Annotated in this window: 12 protein-coding genes; 6 read left to right on the plus strand and 6 right to left on the minus strand. The window is 66.7% G+C overall.

Annotation, left to right across the window (positions count from 1 at the left end; all coding sequences use genetic code 11):
* Positions 1–28 precede the first annotated feature (28 nt).
* The 3 genes from K225_RS20100 to K225_RS0100825 are packed head-to-tail and all read right to left on the minus strand — an operon-like array spanning position 29 to position 5,993.
* Entirely contained in the window at positions 29–1,522 is a 1,494-nt protein-coding gene (locus K225_RS20100) for an efflux transporter outer membrane subunit (protein WP_051248551.1), read from the minus strand.
* Positions 1,515–4,673, minus strand: coding sequence for an efflux RND transporter permease subunit (locus K225_RS0100820; RefSeq protein ID WP_026434631.1), 3,159 nt, complete (start codon positions 4,671–4,673; stop codon positions 1,515–1,517). Before K225_RS0100820 ends, K225_RS20100 begins: the two co-directional genes overlap by 8 nt.
* A 12-nt stretch (positions 4,674–4,685) precedes the next feature.
* On the minus strand, positions 4,686–5,993 hold the full coding sequence (locus K225_RS0100825) for an efflux RND transporter periplasmic adaptor subunit (protein WP_034711465.1): 1,308 nt from the start codon (positions 5,991–5,993) through the stop codon (positions 4,686–4,688).
* A gap of 173 nt (positions 5,994–6,166) precedes the next feature.
* On the opposite strand from K225_RS0100825, the gene K225_RS0100830 reads away from it, so the two are divergent.
* Complete coding sequence (locus K225_RS0100830) at positions 6,167–6,799, plus strand: TetR family transcriptional regulator (protein WP_026434633.1); 633 nt, start codon at positions 6,167–6,169, stop codon at positions 6,797–6,799.
* Here K225_RS0100830 and K225_RS0100835 read toward each other — a convergent pair whose 3' ends face one another.
* Both K225_RS0100835 and xdhC read right to left on the minus strand, forming a co-directional pair.
* Positions 6,800–8,026 (minus strand): urate hydroxylase PuuD, encoded by a 1,227-nt coding sequence (locus tag K225_RS0100835; RefSeq protein ID WP_026434634.1) that lies wholly within the window; start codon positions 8,024–8,026, stop codon positions 6,800–6,802.
* Between the two features lie 184 nt (positions 8,027–8,210).
* On the minus strand, positions 8,211–9,071 hold the full coding sequence (xdhC, locus tag K225_RS20105; protein WP_051248553.1) for a xanthine dehydrogenase accessory protein XdhC: 861 nt from the start codon (positions 9,069–9,071) through the stop codon (positions 8,211–8,213).
* A 118-nt stretch (positions 9,072–9,189) separates the two neighbouring features.
* On the opposite strand from xdhC, the gene K225_RS0100845 reads away from it, so the two are divergent.
* Positions 9,190–9,660 (plus strand): hypothetical protein, encoded by a 471-nt coding sequence (locus tag K225_RS0100845; RefSeq protein ID WP_026434635.1) that lies wholly within the window; start codon positions 9,190–9,192, stop codon positions 9,658–9,660.
* 131 nt (positions 9,661–9,791) lie between these two features.
* Here K225_RS0100845 and uraH read toward each other — a convergent pair whose 3' ends face one another.
* Positions 9,792–10,142, minus strand: coding sequence for a hydroxyisourate hydrolase (gene uraH / locus K225_RS0100850; RefSeq protein ID WP_026434636.1), 351 nt, complete (start codon positions 10,140–10,142; stop codon positions 9,792–9,794).
* 262 nt (positions 10,143–10,404) lie between these two features.
* Here uraH and puuE point away from each other — a divergent pair, with 262 nt between their 5' ends.
* The 4 genes from puuE to K225_RS0100870 all read left to right on the plus strand — a co-directional run bounded on the left by puuE (position 10,405) and on the right by K225_RS0100870 (position 17,334).
* A complete protein-coding gene (puuE, locus tag K225_RS0100855; RefSeq protein WP_026434637.1) occupies positions 10,405–11,355 on the plus strand; it encodes an allantoinase PuuE in 951 nt (316 codons plus the stop codon).
* A gap of 64 nt (positions 11,356–11,419) precedes the next feature.
* Positions 11,420–13,198: a 2-oxo-4-hydroxy-4-carboxy-5-ureidoimidazoline decarboxylase gene (uraD, locus tag K225_RS0100860; RefSeq protein WP_026434638.1), complete on the plus strand. Its 1,779-nt coding sequence runs from the start codon at positions 11,420–11,422 to the stop codon at positions 13,196–13,198.
* The gene (locus K225_RS0100865) at positions 13,195–14,430 is read left to right on the plus strand and encodes a M20/M25/M40 family metallo-hydrolase (RefSeq protein WP_026434639.1); all 1,236 of its coding nucleotides are present in this window, start codon (positions 13,195–13,197) and stop codon (positions 14,428–14,430) included. Before uraD ends, K225_RS0100865 begins: the two co-directional genes overlap by 4 nt.
* A 597-nt stretch (positions 14,431–15,027) precedes the next feature.
* A complete protein-coding gene (locus K225_RS0100870; protein ID WP_026434640.1) occupies positions 15,028–17,334 on the plus strand; it encodes an NADP-dependent malic enzyme in 2,307 nt (768 codons plus the stop codon).
* Positions 17,335–17,426 lie beyond the last annotated feature (92 nt).

Below are 17,426 nucleotides of genomic sequence, written 5' to 3' on the forward strand. Positions count from 1 at the left end.
CAGCCTACGCCCGGCCCGGCCAGCCCCCTCAGTTTTGCGCGCCCGTGCTTGCGGCGCTGGCAAGCGCATCGCGCCAGCCGCCGCCGAGCGCCTTGTACAGCGCCACCTGGTTCTGCCGCTGGGCCAGCTGGGTCTGTGCCAGCGCCTGCTGCGTCGCAAACAGGGCGCGCTGGGCATCGAGCACATCGAGGTAGCTGGCCACGCCGTTGCGGTAGCGCAGATCGGCCAGGCGGAAACGGTCGGCCTCGGCGGTGGCCTGCTCCTGCTGGGCCCGCACCTGCTCGCCCAGGGTGGCGCGGCCCGCCAGGGCGTCGGCCACTTCACGGAACGCGCTCTGGATGGCCTTGTCGTACTGGGCCACCGCGATCTCGCGCCCGGCACGGGCCGAGTCGAGCCCGGCCTGGTTGCGCCCGGCATCAAAAATGGGCAGCACGGCCTGGGGGGCCAGCGTCCAGCCCCACGAGCCGCTCTTGAACAGGCCCGACAGCGCATTGCTGGCGGTGCCTGCGCTGGCCGTGAGGGCGATGCGCGGAAAGAACGCAGCCCGCGCCGCACCGATGTTGGCGTTGGCCGCGATCAGCTGCTGCTCGGCCTGGCGGATGTCGGGGCGGCGTTCCAGCAGATCGGACGGCATGCCTTCGGGCACGTCGCGCAGGGCCACCGCGCGCTCATCGCCCTGCGGCGTGGGCAGCAGCCGCTCGGGCAGGGCTTGCCCCACCAGCAGCGTGAGCGCGTTCACATCGAGCGCGCGCAGGCGTTGCTGCTGGGCCAGGGTGGAACGCGCGGCAGCCGTCAGGGATTCGGCCTGCCGCAGGTCCAGGGCCGAGGTCACGCCCTGGTCAAAGCGCAGGCGGTTGAGCCGCAACGAGTCGTCCCGGGTGGCCAGCGTGCGCTGCGTCAGGGCCAGCAGTTCTTCGTTGGTCTGCAGGCTCAGCCAGGTGCTGACCACCGAGGCGACCAGGCTGGTCTGCACCGCACTGCGCGCCTCCTGCGTGGCCAGGAACTGCGCCAGGGCCGCTTCCTTCAGGCTGGCGACGCGGCCAAAGAAATCGATTTCCCAGGATGCCATGGCCAGGCCAGCGGTGTAGGCGCTGCTGATCCTGCCGCTGCCATCGGTGGCCGGCTGGCGGTTGCCCGTGGCGGCGGCATTGATGGTGGGCAACTGGTCGGCCCGGCGGATCTGGTACTGGGCGCGGGCCTGCTCGATGGAGAGCACGGCCACGCGCAGGTCGCGGTTGTTTTGCAGCGCCAGCGCCACCAGCTCGCGCAGGCGCGCGTCACCCACAAAGTCCTGCCAGGGCAGGTCGGCGGCCGCGGCGGTGCCTGTGGTGGCCGTGGCGGTCGTGCTGCCCTGGGCAGCGCCCACGGCGGGCCATTGCGCCGCCACGGGGGCGGCGGGCCGCTCGTAGGTGGGAATCATGGAGCAACCGGCCAGCAGCGCCGCAACGGCAAGCACCGTGGCAGCAGGAAGGCGGGCCGCGCAAACGCCGGCAGTGCGGCGGGCCGTGAAAACATTACGCATGGGAGTCCCCTGTGCCAGCCTGGTGGGAATGCTGGGCATCGAATTGCCGCTGGCGCTGGCTGCCCTTGAACAGGCTGCGCACCACCACAAAGAAGATAGGCACGAAAAACACGGCCAGGAAGGTACCCACCACCATGCCGGAGATCACGCCCGTGCCAATGGCACGCTGGCTCGCCGAGCTGGCACCCGAGGCGATGGCCAGTGGCACCACGCCCAGAATGAAGGCCAGCGAGGTCATGACGATCGGGCGAAAGCGCAGATGGGCCGCGGCCAGCGCCGACTCGATGACGCCCTTGCCCTGTGCCTGCAGGTCTTTCGCGAACTCGATGATCAGGATGGCGTTTTTGGCCGACAAGCCAATGATGGTGATCAGACCGACCTGGAAGTACACGTCGTTGGTCATGCCCCGCAGGCTGATGCCCAGCAGCACGCCCAGCACCCCCAGCGGAACCACCAGAATCACCGACAGCGGAATCGACCAGCTCTCGTACAGCGCCGCCAGGCACAGGAACACCGCCAGGATGGCAAAACCGTACAGCACGATGGCCTGCGAGCCGGCGAGCTTTTCTTCGCGCGACTGGCCCGTCCATTCAAAGCCGAAACCGGCCGGCAGCTGCGCGGCCAGGCGCTCCATCTCGGCCATGGCCTCGCCGGTGCTGTAGCCAGGGGCGGCGCCACCGGCAATGCGCATGGCGGGGTAGCCGTTGTAGCGCACGGTCTGCATGGCACCGCTGACCCAGCGTGTGGTGGCAAACGATGACAACGGCACGGCCTTGCCCTGGCTGTTCAGTGCCGTGAGCTGGAGGATGTCCTCGGGCTGCATGCGGGCCTCGGCCTCGGCCTGCACCACCACCCGCTGCAGACGCCCAGCGTTCGGGAAGTCGTTGATGTAGGCCGAGCCCAGAGCGGTAGAAATGGCATTGTTGATGGCGGCAAAGCCCACGCCCTGGGCGCTGGCCTTGTCACGGTCGATGTCCACCTGCAATTGCGGCGCGTCTTCCAGGCCGTCGGGTCGAACGCCCGCGAGCACCTTGCTCTTGGAGGCCATGCCCAGCATCTGGTTGCGGGCCGCCACCAGTGCATCGTGGCCGTTGCTACCGCGGTCCTGCAGGCGGAAGGTGAAGCCTGAACTCACGCCCAGCTCGGGAATGGGCGGCGGGCTCAGCGCAAAGATGAACGCATCGCGCACGCCCGACAGCGCACCCATGGCACGCCCTGCAATGGCTTCGGCCGTGTGCCCGGCACCGGTGCGCTCGGACCAGTCCTTGAGCGTCACGAACGAAAGACCGGCATTCTGCCCCTGGCCGGAGAAGCTGAAGCCCAGCACGGCGACGATGTTCCTGACTTCCGGCTGCTGCAGCATGAAGCCCTCGACCTTTTCCACCACGGCCTGGGTGCGCTCGAGCGTGGCGCCAGGCGGCAGCTGGATGTTGACCAGCAGGTTGCCCTGGTCTTCGTTGGGCAAGAACGAGGTGGGCAGGCGCATGTACAGTACGCCCACGGCGGCGATCAACGCCACATAGATGACCATCATGCGGCCGCCGCGGCGCAGCAGCTTGGCCACCCAGCCTTCATAGCCCTTGGCACTGCGGGCGAAGCTGCGGTTGAACCACCCGAAAAAGCCCGTCTTGGAGTGCCCATGCCCGGCCTCGACCGGCTTGAGCAGCGTGGCGCACAGCGCGGGCGTGAGCGACAGCGCCATGAAGGCAGAAAAGGCGATGGACACCGCCATCACCGCCGAAAACTGGCGGTAGATGTTGCCCACCGAGCCGGCAAAGAAGGCCAGCGGCAAAAACACCGAGACCAGCACCACGGTGATACCGATGATGGCGCCCGAGATCTGGCCCATGGCCTTGCGCGTGGCCTCCAGCGGCGGCAGGCCTTCCTCGTTCATGATGCGTTCGACGTTTTCCACCACCACGATGGCGTCGTCCACCACGATGCCGATCACCAGCACCATGCCGAACATGGTCAGCACGTTGATCGAGAAGCCCATGGCCAGCAATGCGCCGAAAGTGCCCAGCAGGGCCACCGGCACCACGATGGTCGGGATGACGGTATAGCGGAAGTTCTGCAAGAACAGGAACATCACCAGAAACACCAGCGCGATGGCTTCCAGCAGGGTCTGGGCCACCTGCTTGATGGAAATCTTGACGAAGTCGGAGCTGTCGTAAGGGATGGTCCAGCTCACGCCCGGCGGAAAGTATTTCTCCAGTTCGGCCATGCGGGTCTTGACGGCCGTGGCTGCGGCCAGCGCATTGCCCGAGGGCGACAACTGCAGCCCCATGCCGGTGGCCGGCTTGCCGTTCAGACGCGCGGTGGTGGCATACGACTGGGCGCCCAGCTCGATGCGCGCCACATCCCTGAGGCGCACCGTGGAGCCGTCGGCATTGGCACGCAGCACGATGTCGCCAAACTCCTTCGTCGAGCTGATCTGCCCCGGCACCACCACGGTGGCCGAGATGCTCTGGCCGCTCAGGTTGGGCAACTCGCCCAGGCTGCCGGCCGAGACCTGTGCGTTCTGCGCCTGGATGGCGCTGGCCACATCGGCGGCAGACAGGTTGTAGCCCTGCAGCTTGGCCGGATCGACCCAGACGCGCATGGCGCGCTCGGCACCGAACAACTGCACCTGGCCGATGCCGGGCACGCGCTGCAGTTCCGGCACCACGTTGCGTGCGGCGTAATCGCTCAGCGCATTGACGTCGAATTGGGGGTCCGAGGAAGACAGCATGGTGAACAGCAGGAAGTTGCTGCGCGACTTGTCCACGCGCACGCCCTGCTGGGTTACCACGGCAGGCAACCGCGGCGTGGCGCGCGACAGGCGGTTTTGCACCTCGACCTGGGCCAGATCGGGATTCGTGCCCGGCTCGAAGCTCAGCGTCAGGGTTCCGGTGCCGTTGGCCTGGCTCACCGCCTCCATGTAGGCGAGGCCGGGCGCGCCATTCATTTCGCGCTCGATCACGGCCAGCACGCTGTCTTCCAGCGTTTGCGCCGAAGCGCCCGGATAGGCGGCGGTGACCACGATGCTCGGTGGCGCCACGGAGGGATACTGCGACACCGGCAGCCTGGTGATCGACACGGCGCCCAGCACCATGATGAACAGGGCAATCACCCACGCAAAGATGGGACGGTCAATAAAGAACTTGGCCATGGGGCTGGCTCCTTATTTCTGGCCGGCGCTGGCGGCCGCAGCGGGGGCACTGGCCGCGGGCGCAGCACCTGATGCTGAGGCTGCGGGTGCCGGAGCAGCGGCGCTGCCAGGGGCCTGCCACGGCACCGCCTTCACGGGCGTGCCGGGCGGCATCATCTGGAGCTTCTGGAAGCCATCGACCATGACCTGCTCGCCTTCTTTCAGGCCTTCGAGGACAACCCACTGGTTGTTGCGCGCGGCACCCACCTTCACCGTGCGCTGGCTGGGCTTGCCGTCGGCGCCCACCACCGTGATGCGGTCGCCCTGCTGGGTGCGCGTCACGGCCTGCTGCGGCAGCGTGATGGCGTTGGCCACCTCGGCCTGCTCCAGCCGCACGCGCACATACAGGCCCGGCAGCAAATCGCCCTTGGGATTGGGCACCTCGGCGCGCAGCGTGATCTGGCCCGTGCTGGCATCCACCGTCAGGTCGGAAAACAGCAGCTTGCCAGGACGCGAGTATTCGCTGCCATCTTCCAGCACCACGCGCACGCTGGCCGCATCGCTGCCCCCGGCGCGCTGGAGCTGGCCGTCGGCCATGGCGCGGCGCAGCCTCATCACCTCGCCAGCCGACTGGGTGAAATTGACATACACCGGGTCGATCTGCTGGATCACGGCCAGTTGCGTGGCCTCGCCCTGCCCCACCAGCGCGCCTTCGGTGACCAGGGCGCGGCCGATGCGGCCCGAAATCGGCGCCGTGACGCTGGCGTAATTCAGGTTGATGCGCCCCGTCTGCACCGCGGCCTTGCCGGCGGCGACATCGGCCTCGGCCTGCTTGTGCGCGGCCGCGGCGTTGGCGTATTCCTGCTGGCTGACCGCGTTGGCGGCCAGCAGCGGCTTGTAACGCTCTGCCAGCGCGGCGGCCTGGGTCAGGTTGGCCTGGGCCCGTGCCAGCGTGGCCTCCGCACTTTGCAGGGCTGCCGCGTAGGGGGCGGGGTCGATCGCAAAAAGTGGCTGACCGGCCTTCACGTCACTGCCTTCACGGAACAGCCGCTTTTGCAGAATGCCGGCCGCCCGGGCCCGCACCTGGGCCACGCGCGACGCTTCCAGGCGCCCGGGCAGTTCGGTGACCAGGCCCACATTGCCCGGCGTTGCCACGACCACACCCACTTCGGGTGCGGGCATGCCGCCACCAGCCGCTGCCGCTGGCGCCTCGGACTTGCCACAGGCTGCCAACAGCAATACAACGGACAGGCCACCCGCCGCAACGCCCAGGCGCACCAGCGCAGGGGACGAGGCAGAGGCAACAACGGGGGCAGTCTTGACATGGCGCAAGGCAGACATGGCGTTCCTTGGAGAAAAAGGCGCGGTGAATCCGCGGATGGAGTCAGTCTAGTGTGGCTCGGCGTTCAGCGCACAGGACCGCAGCACGGTAACGAAGTGCTGCATTAAAGCATACATACATTCAAGAATGTATGTATAGTGGCAAAAGCACCCCTACCAGTGAAAGGTATTCCATGGCCCGCCGCACCAAGGCAGACGCACAGACCACGCGCAACAACCTGCTCGATGCTGCGGAACAATTGTTTCAATCGCGTGGCGTTTCACACACCTCCCTCAATGACATTGCGGTGGCGGCAGGTACCACGCGGGGGGCGATCTATTGGCATTTCAAGGACAAGGCCGACCTGTTCAACGCCATGATGGAGCGCGTGACCCTGCCGCTGGAGCAGACCCTGGTGGCGGCCTATGTGGAGCAATCGCCCCACCCCGTGGCCGAGATCCGCAGCGCCATGCTGGATGCGCTGCACCTGATCGCCACCGACGCGCAGACGCAGCGCGTGCTGCAAATCGCCACCCACCAGGTGGAATACACCGCCGACATGGGAGCCGTGCTGGAGCGCCATCTGAGCGTGCACGACGGCTGCGTGGCGCGCAACCATGTCGCGCTGCAAAGGGCCTTCGCCGCCCGCAGCCAGCCCCCGCCGGTGCCGCTGGACTGCGCGGCCCGGGGCCTGCAGGTGCTGATCGAGGGGCTGGTGCACCAATGGCTGCTCAACCCCGCCGCGTTTGACCTGCAGGCCAACGGCCGGGCTGCGCTGGACGTCTACCTGACGGGCCTGGGCCTGCAGGCCAGCCCCCCCGCCTGATCATTGCGCGGGGGCACCCGCCGCGTACCAGCGCCCGATCAGTGCGCGTTCAGCGTCAGTCATCTGCGTGGCATTGTTCATGGGCATGAGCTTTTGCACCACCACCTGCTGGTAAATGGCCTGGGCGTGCTGCTTCACGCTGCCGGGTGAATCCAGGCGCAGGTTCTTCATCTGCACCTGGGCACCATGGCACTGGGTGCAGCGCTGCTCCAGCACCGCCTGCACAGATAGATAGCCATATTGATCTCCAGCGATTATTCCGTATGCGCCAGAAGCTCCTGAAACAGGAGCAACAAAGGCCACCGGGCGCATCCACACGATGGCGCCCACGATCACGGCCACGCCCACCAGCGCATACGGCAGCGGATGGCCGCTCTTGCCCAGCAGGTAGCCATGGCGCATCACAAAGAACTGGCGGATGGCCGCGCCCGCCAACATCATGAGGATGAGCACCAGCCAGTTCTGCGGGTGGCTCCAGGCAAAGCTGTAGTGGTTGCTCAGCATGGCAAACAGCACCGGCAGCGTGAAGTAGGTGTTGTGCACGCTGCGCTGCTTGCCGCGCTTGCCGTGGATCGGGTCCACCGGCTGGCCGGCCTTGATCTGGGCCACCACCGTGCGCTGGCCGGGGATGATCCAGAAGAACACGTTGGCACTCATGGCGGTGGCGATCATGGCGCCCACCAGCAAGAAGGCGGCACGCCCGGCAAACCAGTGGCAGGCCAGCCAGGAGGCCACGCACACCAGCACGAACACCAAGGCGCCCACGATGGCGTCGCCGTTCTTCTTCTGGCCAAAGATGCGGCAGATCGCGTCGTACAGCAGCCAGAACACCACCAGGAACGCCAGCGCCACCCCGATGGCCGTGGCGGGCGCCCAGTCCATGCGCGACTTGTCGATGAGGTAGGTGCTGGCGCTGTAGAGGTAAGACACCGTGAACAGCGCAAACCCGCTCATCCAGGTGCTGTAGCTTTCCCAGAAGAACCAGTGCAGGTGTTTGGGCAACCGGGGCGGCGACACCGCGAACTTGACCGGGTGATAAAAGCCGCCGCCGTGCACGGCCCACAGCTCGCCGCTCACGCCCTGCTTTTTCAGGTCATCGTCCTCGGGCGGCGTGAGGCTGCTGTCCAGAAAAACGAAGTAGAACGACGAGCCGATCCAGGCCATCGCGGTAATGACGTGGATCCAGCGCAGCAGCAGGTTGGCCCAGTCGAGAAGATAGCTTTCCATGTCTCAACCCTGGCAGCGCCGGCGCGCTGCGTTGCAAACCTGCTCACCACGGCGGGCGCTCTGAGCAGACAAAGGGGCCGCGCACCGTGGCAGACATCTGCCGGGGCACCGCTGCGACCCAGAAACCTTGCGGTTCGGCCCAAAGTGTAAGCAGATTTTTTTCCCGGCTACGCCTGAACCCGCTTCATCGACCGCTGGAATGGCTCCTGAAGGCTGTTCGCGCCCCCTGCAAGGTCTGCAGCAGCTGCGCGGCCACGGCCACCGCAATCACCTCGGGGTCCTTGCCCACGATGCCCGGCACCCCGATGGGGCAAGTCACATGCGCCAGCTCTTGCGGCGTGAAACCCCGCCCGTTCAGCCGGCTCGCAAACGTGGCCCATTTGGTCTGGCTGCCGATCAGCCCGATGAAGGGCAGATCACCCCGGGTGCGCTGGCGCTGCAGGCATGCCGCCACCACATCCAGGTCTTCGGCATGGCTGAAGCTCATGACCAGCACGCGGCTGCCCGTTGCCAGACGCGGCACGGCCATGTGTACCGGTTCGGAATGCTCGCACACCACATCGCCCGGCGGATGGACAGGAAAGACACCATCGCGGCTGTCGATCCAGGTCAGCGCAAACGGCAGCGGCGCCAGCACACGCGCCAGCGCATGGCCCACATGCCCGCCGCCAAACAAGGCCACCGGGTGGCGCACGCTCGCCAGGCGCTGCTGCAGGTCTGCCCCATCCTGCGCCCCCACCAACGCAAATCGCAGGTGCATCACGCCGCCACAGCACTGGCCGAGGGCGGGCCCCAGCGCGTAACGCAACTGCGGCGCCCCCTGCCCCCCGCGCAGCCTGCGCCGGGCCTCGGCAATGGCCTGGTACTCGATATGCCCGCCACCGACCGTGCCCACCAGCTTGTCTTCAAACACCAACATCCACGCCCCCACTTCCCGCGGGGTAGAGCCTTGTGTAGACTCCACGGTCACCCAACAGGCCGGGGCAGCCTTCAGATCCTCCAGCAGTAACAACAGATCAGCCACGGCAAACTTCCACAGGTTCATTGCACTGCCATGCACAGCGCGCATGCATCGTGCCCACCAGCATAGCGACAACACCATGCCCCCCACCTCGCTCCAACGCTCTTCCCGAACGGGTCGTCACTGGCTCCTGGCCGGCCTCATGGCGACCGTTGGCGCCATCCTTGCCGCCTGCAAGTCCACCCCTGTCAACGTGCCCCCGTCTCCCGAAAGCCGCTTGCCCAGCGACGATGCTGCGGCGCATTCACTGGGCAAATCGGTAACACCCGGCCCCTCAGCGGCCAGCACCGCGCGGGCCTATCGCCGCGACGCGGCAACCCACCTCTACAACCAGAACAACCAGCGGGTTTTCAAGGGCAAGCTCCCGCCCCTGCTGTACGCCATTGGGGTGCTGGAAGTGGACATCGACCGCAACGGCCGCATCACCAAATTGCACTGGATGCGCGCCCCGCGCCATGCCCCCGAAGTGGTGGCCGAAATCGAGCGCACCGTGCGTGCCGCCGCACCGTTCCCGGTACCTGCCCGCATGGGCCGCGTCACCTATACCGACACCTGGCTGTGGGACAAGAGCGGGCATTTCCAGCTGGATACCCTGACCGAAGGTCAGCTTTAAGAGCCTGTTCACAATCCCGCAGGGGATCGTGAACGGCTCCAAAGACATCCCCCGGAGGCGCTGCGCGCCTTCCCTGGGGCGTGCCAGTTTCGGCGGACAGTTTTCCATGCCACCGCACTGTCATCCCCTCATCACGAACCCCGGTAGGTCGAATAGCTCCAGGGGCTTACCAGCAGCGGCACGTGGTAATGCTGGTCGGCATGGGCGATGCCGAAGTCCAGGCTCACCTGGTTCAAGAAATTGGGTTCGGGCAGTGCCACGCCCCGGGCCTTGAAGTACCCCGCCACGTCAAAACGCAGCCGGTAGGTGCCAGCGCGCAGGCTGGCGTTGTCCAACAGCGGCGCATCGGTGCGGCCATCGTGGTTGAGCACCAGCCGCTGGATCAGCGTGGCCTCGTCACCCCGGGTGGAAAACAGCGACACCTCCATGCCAGCCGCGGGGCAGCCGTGCATGGTGTCCAGAACGTGGGTGCTCAAGCCCATGGGGCAATCTCCTGAAGGTGGGAAGCCGGCATGGGATACCACAGCCGGTGCCCAAAGTGTAGGCACTGCGCATCGGGTCCATGGAATTTTCGCCGACCCGCCCCAGCGCCAAGGCATGGATGCCTGCCGTCGCACCCCACTGCTTCAACCCGGCCTCCGGCTGGCTGGTGATTTGCCTGCCTGGGGGCACGGGTACCCCGCCCGCGATTCGGCGGCGATACTGCCAGGCAACGCATGATTTCCCAGCCCTTTGCCCCCGTCCATGATCTACGACTCCACCCAGCCTTACCCGCGTGACCTGATCGGCTACGGCAAGAACCCGCCCCACCCGCGTTGGCCCGGCGGCGCCCGCATTGCAGTGCAGTTTGTGCTGAACTACGAAGAAGGGGGCGAGAACGCCGTGCTGCACGGCGATGCGGGCAGCGAGCAGTTTTTGTCGGAAATGTTCAACCCCGCCAGCTACCCCGAGCGGCACATGAGCATGGAAGGCATCTACGAATACGGTTCGCGTGCCGGGGTGTGGCGCATCCTGCGCGAGTTTGCAAAGCGCAAGCTGCCGCTCACGGTGTTCGGCGTATCGACGGCGCTGCAGCGCCACCCCGCGCTCACGGCCGCTTTCGTGGAACTGGGCCACGAGATCGCCTGCCATGGCCTCAAGTGGATCCACTACCAGCACATGCCCGAGGAAATCGAGCGCGCCCACATGCAGCAGGCCATGGAAATCATCGAACACCTGACTGGGGAACGGGCCCTGGGCTGGTACACCGGCCGCGACAGCCCCAACACCCACCGCCTGGTGGCCGACCATGGCGGCTTTGCCTACGACAGCGACTACTACGGCGACGACCTGCCCTTCTGGATGAAGGTGCGGCGCACCGACGGCACGGCGGTGCCCCAGCTCATCGTGCCCTACACGCTGGACTGCAACGACATGCGCTTTGCCCTGCCCCAGGGCTACTCGCACGCCGACCCGTTTTTCCAGTACCTCAAGGACACATTCGATGCCCTGTATGCCGAGGGCGACCCGGCCGGCGACAACGCCCCGAAGATGATGAGCGTCGGCATGCACTGCCGCCTGCTGGGCCGCCCCGGGCGCATCACGGCGCTGCAGCGGTTTCTGGACCACATCGCGCAGCATGACAAGGTGTGGGTGGCCCGGCGCATCGACATTGCGCGCCACTGGGCGCAGCACCACCCAGCGCCCGCGCTATGAAACCAATTGACAACCAGCGCTTACCTCATAAGCGAAAGCAGACCACCTGGTAAAAGCAAACACCATGCCCCTGACTCTGGAACAACTCAACACCGCCAGCGCGGCTGATGCCCTGCAATGGCTGGACGGACTGTACGAACACTCGCCCTGGATTGCCGAACAGGCGCTGGCGCAGCGGCCTTTTCGCTCGCTGGCCCACCTGAAGCACGCCATGGCGCAAGCCGTGCGCACCGCCCATACGGACGCGCAGCTGGAACTGATCCGTGCCCACCCCGAACTCGCAGGCAAAGCCATGGTGGCCCAAAGCCTCACCGCAGAATCCACCCACGAGCAGAGCAAGGCGGGCCTGACGCAGTGCACGCCCGAGGAGTTGGAGCACATCCAGCAGCTCAATGCCGCGTACAACGCGCGCTTCGGCTTCCCCTTCATCCTGGCCGTCCGCGGGCCCCGTGGCACGGGTTTGAACCAGCGCGAGATCATCGACACCTTTGCTCGGCGGCTCGATAACCACCCGGAGTTCGAGCTGGCCGAGGCCCTGCGCAATATCCACCGCATTGCCGAGATCCGCCTGAACGACAAGTTCGGTGCCGAGCCCGTGCTGGGCGGCGACGTGTGGGACTGGCAAGAGCAACTGGCCGAACACTCCGACCCCGGCTTTGCCGAAAAGGGCCAGCTCACCGTCACCTACCTCACCGACGCGCACCGCGCCTGCGCGCGGCGCATCGGCCAATGGATGCACGCGTGCGGCTTTGACAGCGTGGAGACCGATGCCGTGGGCAATGTGGTGGGCCGCTACCACGGCGCGCAGCCCGCGGCCAAGTACCTCATGAGCGGATCGCACTACGACACGGTGCGCAACGGCGGCAAGTACGACGGGCGCCTGGGCATCTTTGTGCCCATGGCCTGCGTGCGCGAACTGCACCGCGCGGGCCAACGCCTGCCGTTTGGCATCGAGGTGGTGGCGTTTGCGGAGGAAGAAGGCCAGCGCTACAAGGCCACCTTCCTCGGCTCGGGTGCGCTCATCGGGCACTTCAACCCCGCCTGGCTGGACCAGAAGGATGCCGACGGCATCACCATGCGCGAGGCCATGCAGCAGGCAGGCCTGTGCATCGACGACATTGAACGGCTCCAGCGCGACCCGGCGCAGTACCTGGGCTTCGTCGAAGTGCACATCGAGCAGGGTCCCGTGCTCAACGGGCTGGACCTGCCCCTGGGCGTGGTCACTTCCATCAACGGCGGTGTGCGCTTTGTGGCCGAGATGATCGGCACCGCCAGCCACGCTGGCACCACCCCCATGGACAGCCGCCGCGACGCCGCCGTGGCCGTGGCCGAACTGGCGCTGTATGTGGAGCAGCGCGCCGCGCAGGATGGCGACGCGGTGGGCACCATCGGCCTGCTGAATGTGCCCGGAGGCTCCATCAACGTGGTTCCGGGGCGCTGCAGCTTTTCACTGGACTTGCGCGCCCCTACCGACGCCCAGCGTGACGCCCTGGTGCGCGACGTGCTCGATGCGCTGGCGCGCATTGCCCAGCGGCGCGGCCTGCGCTACACGCTGGAAGAATCGATGCGCGCCGCCGCAGCACCCAGCACCCCTGCCCTGCAGCACCACTGGGAACGTGCCGTGGATGCCCTGGGACTGCCCGTCTTCCGCATGCCCAGCGGCGCCGGGCATGACGCCATGAAACTGCACGAGATCATGCCGCAGGCCATGCTGTTCGTGCGCGGGCAAAACTCCGGCATCAGCCACAACCCGCTCGAATCCACCACCCACAACGACATGCAGCTGGCCGTGGAGGCCTTCACCCAGGTGCTGCACCAGCTTGCCGAGGAACACCAGCCATGACCACCGACTACACCGCGCTCGACGCCTGGGTCGACCAGCACTTCGACGAGGAAGTGCGCTTTTTGCAGGCCCTGGTGCGCGTGCCCACCGATACGCCGCCGGGCAACAACGCGCCGCACGCCGAGCGCACCGCCGAACTGCTGCAGGGTTTCGGCTTCACCGCCGAGCAACATGCCGTGCCGGCTGCCGATGTGCTGGCTTACGGCATGGAATCCATCACCAACCTGATCGTGCGCCGGCCCTACGGCGCACCCGGTTCGGGCAGGACCATTGCCCTGAACGCCCATGGCGACGTGGTGCCTCCCGGCGAAGGCTGGACACACGACCCCTATGGCGCCGAGATCGTGGACGGCACGATGTACGGCCGCGCCACCGCCGTGAGCAAAAGCGACTTTGCCAGCTTCACCTTTGCCGTGCGCGCGCTCGAAGCCGTGGCCAGGCCCACCCGGGGCGCGGTGGAGCTGCACTTCACCTACGACGAAGAGTTTGGTGGCGAACTCGGCCCGGGCTGGCTGCTGAAAAACGGCCTGACACAACCCGACCTGCTGATCGCCGCGGGCTTCAGCTACGAAGTGGTGACCGCCCACAACGGCTGCCTGCAGATGGAAGTGACCGTGCACGGCAAGATGGCCCATGCCGCCGTGCCCCACACCGGCGTCGATGCGCTGCAGGGCGCAGTGCACATCCTGAACGCGCTGTATGCGCAGAACCAGGAGTACCTGAAGGTCACGTCCAGCGTGGCGGGCATCCAGCACCCCTACCTCAACGTGGGCCGCATCGAAGGCGGCACCAATACCAACGTGGTGCCAGGCAAGGTCACGTTCAGGCTCGACCGCCGCATGGTCCCCGAAGAGAACCCTGCCGAGGTGGAAGCCACCATCCGCCGCGTGATCGAGCAAGCTGCGGCCGAGCGCGCCGGCATCAGCGTGGACATCAAGCGCCTGCTGCTGGCCAATGCGATGACGCCGCTGGTGGGCAATGCCCCATTGGTACAGGCCATCCAAAAGCACGCCCAGGCCGTGCTGGGCGAACCCGTGCCCGCCGTGGGCACGCCGCTGTACACCGATGTGCGCCTGTATGGGGAGCGTGGCATTCCGGGCGTGATCTACGGCGCCGGCCCGCGCACCGTGCTTGAATCGCATGCCAAGCGGGCCGACGAGCGGCTCGATCTGGAAGACCTGCGCCGCGCCACCAAGGTGGTGGCCCGCGCGCTGAGCGACCTGCTCGCCTGAGAGCCTGTTGACGATCTCCCAGGGGTCGCGCAGCGGTCTTTGCGCGATGGGATGCAAGGCGTGGTGCGCAGTGGATAGCCCGGCTATCCACAAACGCCGCAACGCCGCAGACCGCCCGCAAAGACCGCTGCCCCAAGGGTTGGAGCGCAATCGGGCCGATGTACTTGGAGTGTTGGCGCCCCGGCTGCTGGCATGGGCGCGAGCCCATGCGGCGCACCCTAAGCATCCACTCATCCCGATGGTGCTCCAACGCGATCCCCTGCGAGATCGTCAACAGGCTCTGAGCGCTGCGGCAGCGTTCACGCCCGCTCCAAAGCAACCCTCGGCTGCCAGGATTCATTCAACCAGGACCGTAACCCGGTTATCCTGTCAGCCCGCTCCATCCCGGGGACATTCCAGTGCCCTGCACCGGCCCGGTCGCGTCACCTGCGCGACTGTGCGCTCGCCACCTGGCCACCGCGCACCCGCGTGCGGCAGGGTGGCGACAGATGCAGAAAAGGAAGGTCCGGCCCCATCTGCGCACGGATCGGCACATGGGCCCCGTGCCCCCCGGGTGCGCTGGTTTTGCATTCCGCCGACGATTTCCAGGATTTCCGTATGACACAGAACATTTCCGCCGCCGAACAGGCACTGCGCGACGCCGCACGCGAATACCACCGCAACCCCGGCCGGGGCAAGATTGCGGTGACACCCACCAAGCCCCTGTCCAACCAGCGCGACCTGTCACTGGCCTACTCGCCCGGCGTGGCCTACCCCTGCCTCGATATCCAGGCCGACCCCAGCAAGGCCTTCGACTACACCTCGCGCGGCAACCTGGTGGGCGTGATCACCAACGGCACGGCCGTGCTGGGCCTGGGCGACATCGGCCCGCTGGCCGGCAAGCCGGTGATGGAGGGCAAGGGTTGCCTGTTCAAGAAGTTTGCGGGCGTGGACGTGTTCGACATCGAACTGGCCGAGCGCGACCCCGACAAGCTCATCGAGATCATTGCCGCGCTGGAGCCCACGCTGGGCGGCATCAACCTCGAAGACATCAAGGCGCCCGAGTGCTTTTACATTGAGCAGGAGTTGAGCAAGCGCATGAACATCCCGGTGTTCCATGACGACCAGCACGGCACGGCCATCATCAGCAGCGCGGCACTGCTCAATGGCCTGGAACTGGTGGGCAAGGACATTGGCTCGGTGAAGATCGCGGTGTCGGGCGCCGGTGCCGCCGCCATTGCCTGCGTGGGTGTGATGGTGGGCCTGGGCGTGAAGGTGGAAAACATCTTCATGTGCGACTCCAAGGGCGTCATCTATGAAGGCCGCCCCGGCGGCTACGACGAATCCAAGGCGCGCTACGCGCAAAAAACCGAAGCGCGCACGCTGGCCGATGCTGTCAACGGCGCCGACGTGTTCCTGGGCTGCTCGGCCCCGGGCGTGCTCACGGCCGAGATGGTGAAAACCATGGCGGCCAAGCCCATCATCCTGGCCCTGGCCAACCCCGAGCCGGAGATCCGTCCCGAGCTGGCCAAGGCCATCCGCCCCGACTGCATCATCGCCACGGGCCGCTCGGACTACCCCAACCAGGTCAACAACGTCCTGTGCTTCCCCTACATCTTCCGCGGCGCGCTGGACTGTGGCGCCACCAAGATCACCGAGGCCATGAAGCTGGCCTGCGTGCGCCAGATCGCCGACCTGGCCAAGGCCGACATCAGCGAGGAAGTGGCCAGTGCCTATGCGGGCAAGGAACTCACCTTCGGCCCCGACTACCTCATCCCCACGCCCTTCGACTCACGCCTGATCCTCAAGATCGCGCCCGCCGTGGCCAAGGCGGCGGCGGAATCGGGCGTGGCCACGCGCCCCATCGACGACATGGAGGCCTACAAGGAAACGCTGTCGCGCTTCGTGTACCAGACCGGCATGCTGATGCGCCCGGTGATCAATGCGGCCAAGGCCCTGCCCGACGCGCAAAAGCGCGTGGCCTATGCCGACGGCGAAGACGAGCGCGCCCTGCGCGCCGCGCAGATGGCCATCGACGACAAGATCGCTGCACCCATCCTCATTGGCCGCCCCGCCGTGATCGCGGCGCGCATCGCCAAGGCCGGCCTGCGCATGCAGCCGGGCAAGGACGTGGAGATCTGCGACCCCTCGGACGACCCGCGCTTTCGCCAGTACTGGGAGCACTACCACCGGCGCATGAAGCGCGACGGCGCCACACCCGAAGTGGCCAAGGCCGCCGTGCGCCGCTCCAACACCATCATCGCCTCGCTGATGGTGTCGCTGGGCGACGCCGACGCGATGATCTGCGGCCTGGTGGGCACCTACGAGACGCACCTGGAGCGCATCCACAGCATCCTGGGCCGCCAGGAGGGTGCACGCGATTACGCTGCGCTCAACGCCCTGATGACCAACCGCGGCACGCTCTTCATTGCCGACACCTATGTGAACGAAGACCCCACGGCGCAGCAGCTCGCCGACATCGCCTGGATGTCGGTGCAGGAGGTGCAGCGCTTTGGCCTGCCGCCCAAGGTGGCCTTCCTGTCGCATTCGAGCTACGGCTCGTCCAAACGCGCCTCGGCCCGCAAGATGCGCGAGGCGCGCGACCTGTTTGTGGCGGCCCACCCTGAAATCGAGTGCGACGGCGAGCTGCACGGCGACGCCGCGCTGGAGCCGAACATCCGTAACGCCTACATGGCGGACTCCACCCTCACGGATTCGGCCAACCTGCTGATCTGCCCCAACCTGGATGCCGCCAACATCCTCTACAACGTACTGAAAACCACCACCAGCGGTGGTGTGACCGTGGGCCCCATCCTGATGGGCGTTGCGGCCACGGCCTGCATCCTGACGCCTGCATCCACCGTGCGCCGGGTGTTCAACATGACGGCGCTTGCCGTGGCCAGCGCGGCAGCAAGACCCAGGTAAGGGCAAGGCGCTCTGCCGCCCGAGGCCCGCAGAGGGCCTAACGGTGCGCGGGCGTGCAGTCCGGTGAAATTCAGCCCAAAAGCCTTCTAGCG

Source organism: Acidovorax sp. JHL-9 (assembly GCF_000426205.1).
GTDB classification, from domain to species: Bacteria; Pseudomonadota; Gammaproteobacteria; order Burkholderiales; family Burkholderiaceae_C; genus Acidovorax; species Acidovorax soli.

Coding starts and splice junctions, on each gene's coding strand:
- uraH (WP_026434636.1), bottom strand. CDS start 10,142: ATGGGCTTGAGCACCCACGTTCTGGACACCATGCACGGCTGCCCCGCG.
- K225_RS0100825 (WP_034711465.1), bottom strand. CDS start 5,993: ATGTCTGCCTTGCGCCATGTCAAGACTGCCCCCGTTGTTGCCTCTGCC.
- uraD (WP_026434638.1), top strand. CDS start 11,420: ATGCCCCTGACTCTGGAACAACTCAACACCGCCAGCGCGGCTGATGCC.
- puuE (WP_026434637.1), top strand. CDS start 10,405: ATGATCTACGACTCCACCCAGCCTTACCCGCGTGACCTGATCGGCTAC.
- xdhC (WP_051248553.1), bottom strand. CDS start 9,071: ATGAACCTGTGGAAGTTTGCCGTGGCTGATCTGTTGTTACTGCTGGAG.
- K225_RS0100870 (WP_026434640.1), top strand. CDS start 15,028: ATGACACAGAACATTTCCGCCGCCGAACAGGCACTGCGCGACGCCGCA.
- K225_RS0100830 (WP_026434633.1), top strand. CDS start 6,167: ATGGCCCGCCGCACCAAGGCAGACGCACAGACCACGCGCAACAACCTG.
- K225_RS0100820 (WP_026434631.1), bottom strand. CDS start 4,673: ATGGCCAAGTTCTTTATTGACCGTCCCATCTTTGCGTGGGTGATTGCC.
- K225_RS0100835 (WP_026434634.1), bottom strand. CDS start 8,026: ATGGAAAGCTATCTTCTCGACTGGGCCAACCTGCTGCTGCGCTGGATC.
- K225_RS0100865 (WP_026434639.1), top strand. CDS start 13,195: ATGACCACCGACTACACCGCGCTCGACGCCTGGGTCGACCAGCACTTC.
- K225_RS20100 (WP_051248551.1), bottom strand. CDS start 1,522: ATGCGTAATGTTTTCACGGCCCGCCGCACTGCCGGCGTTTGCGCGGCC.
- K225_RS0100845 (WP_026434635.1), top strand. CDS start 9,190: ATGGCGACCGTTGGCGCCATCCTTGCCGCCTGCAAGTCCACCCCTGTC.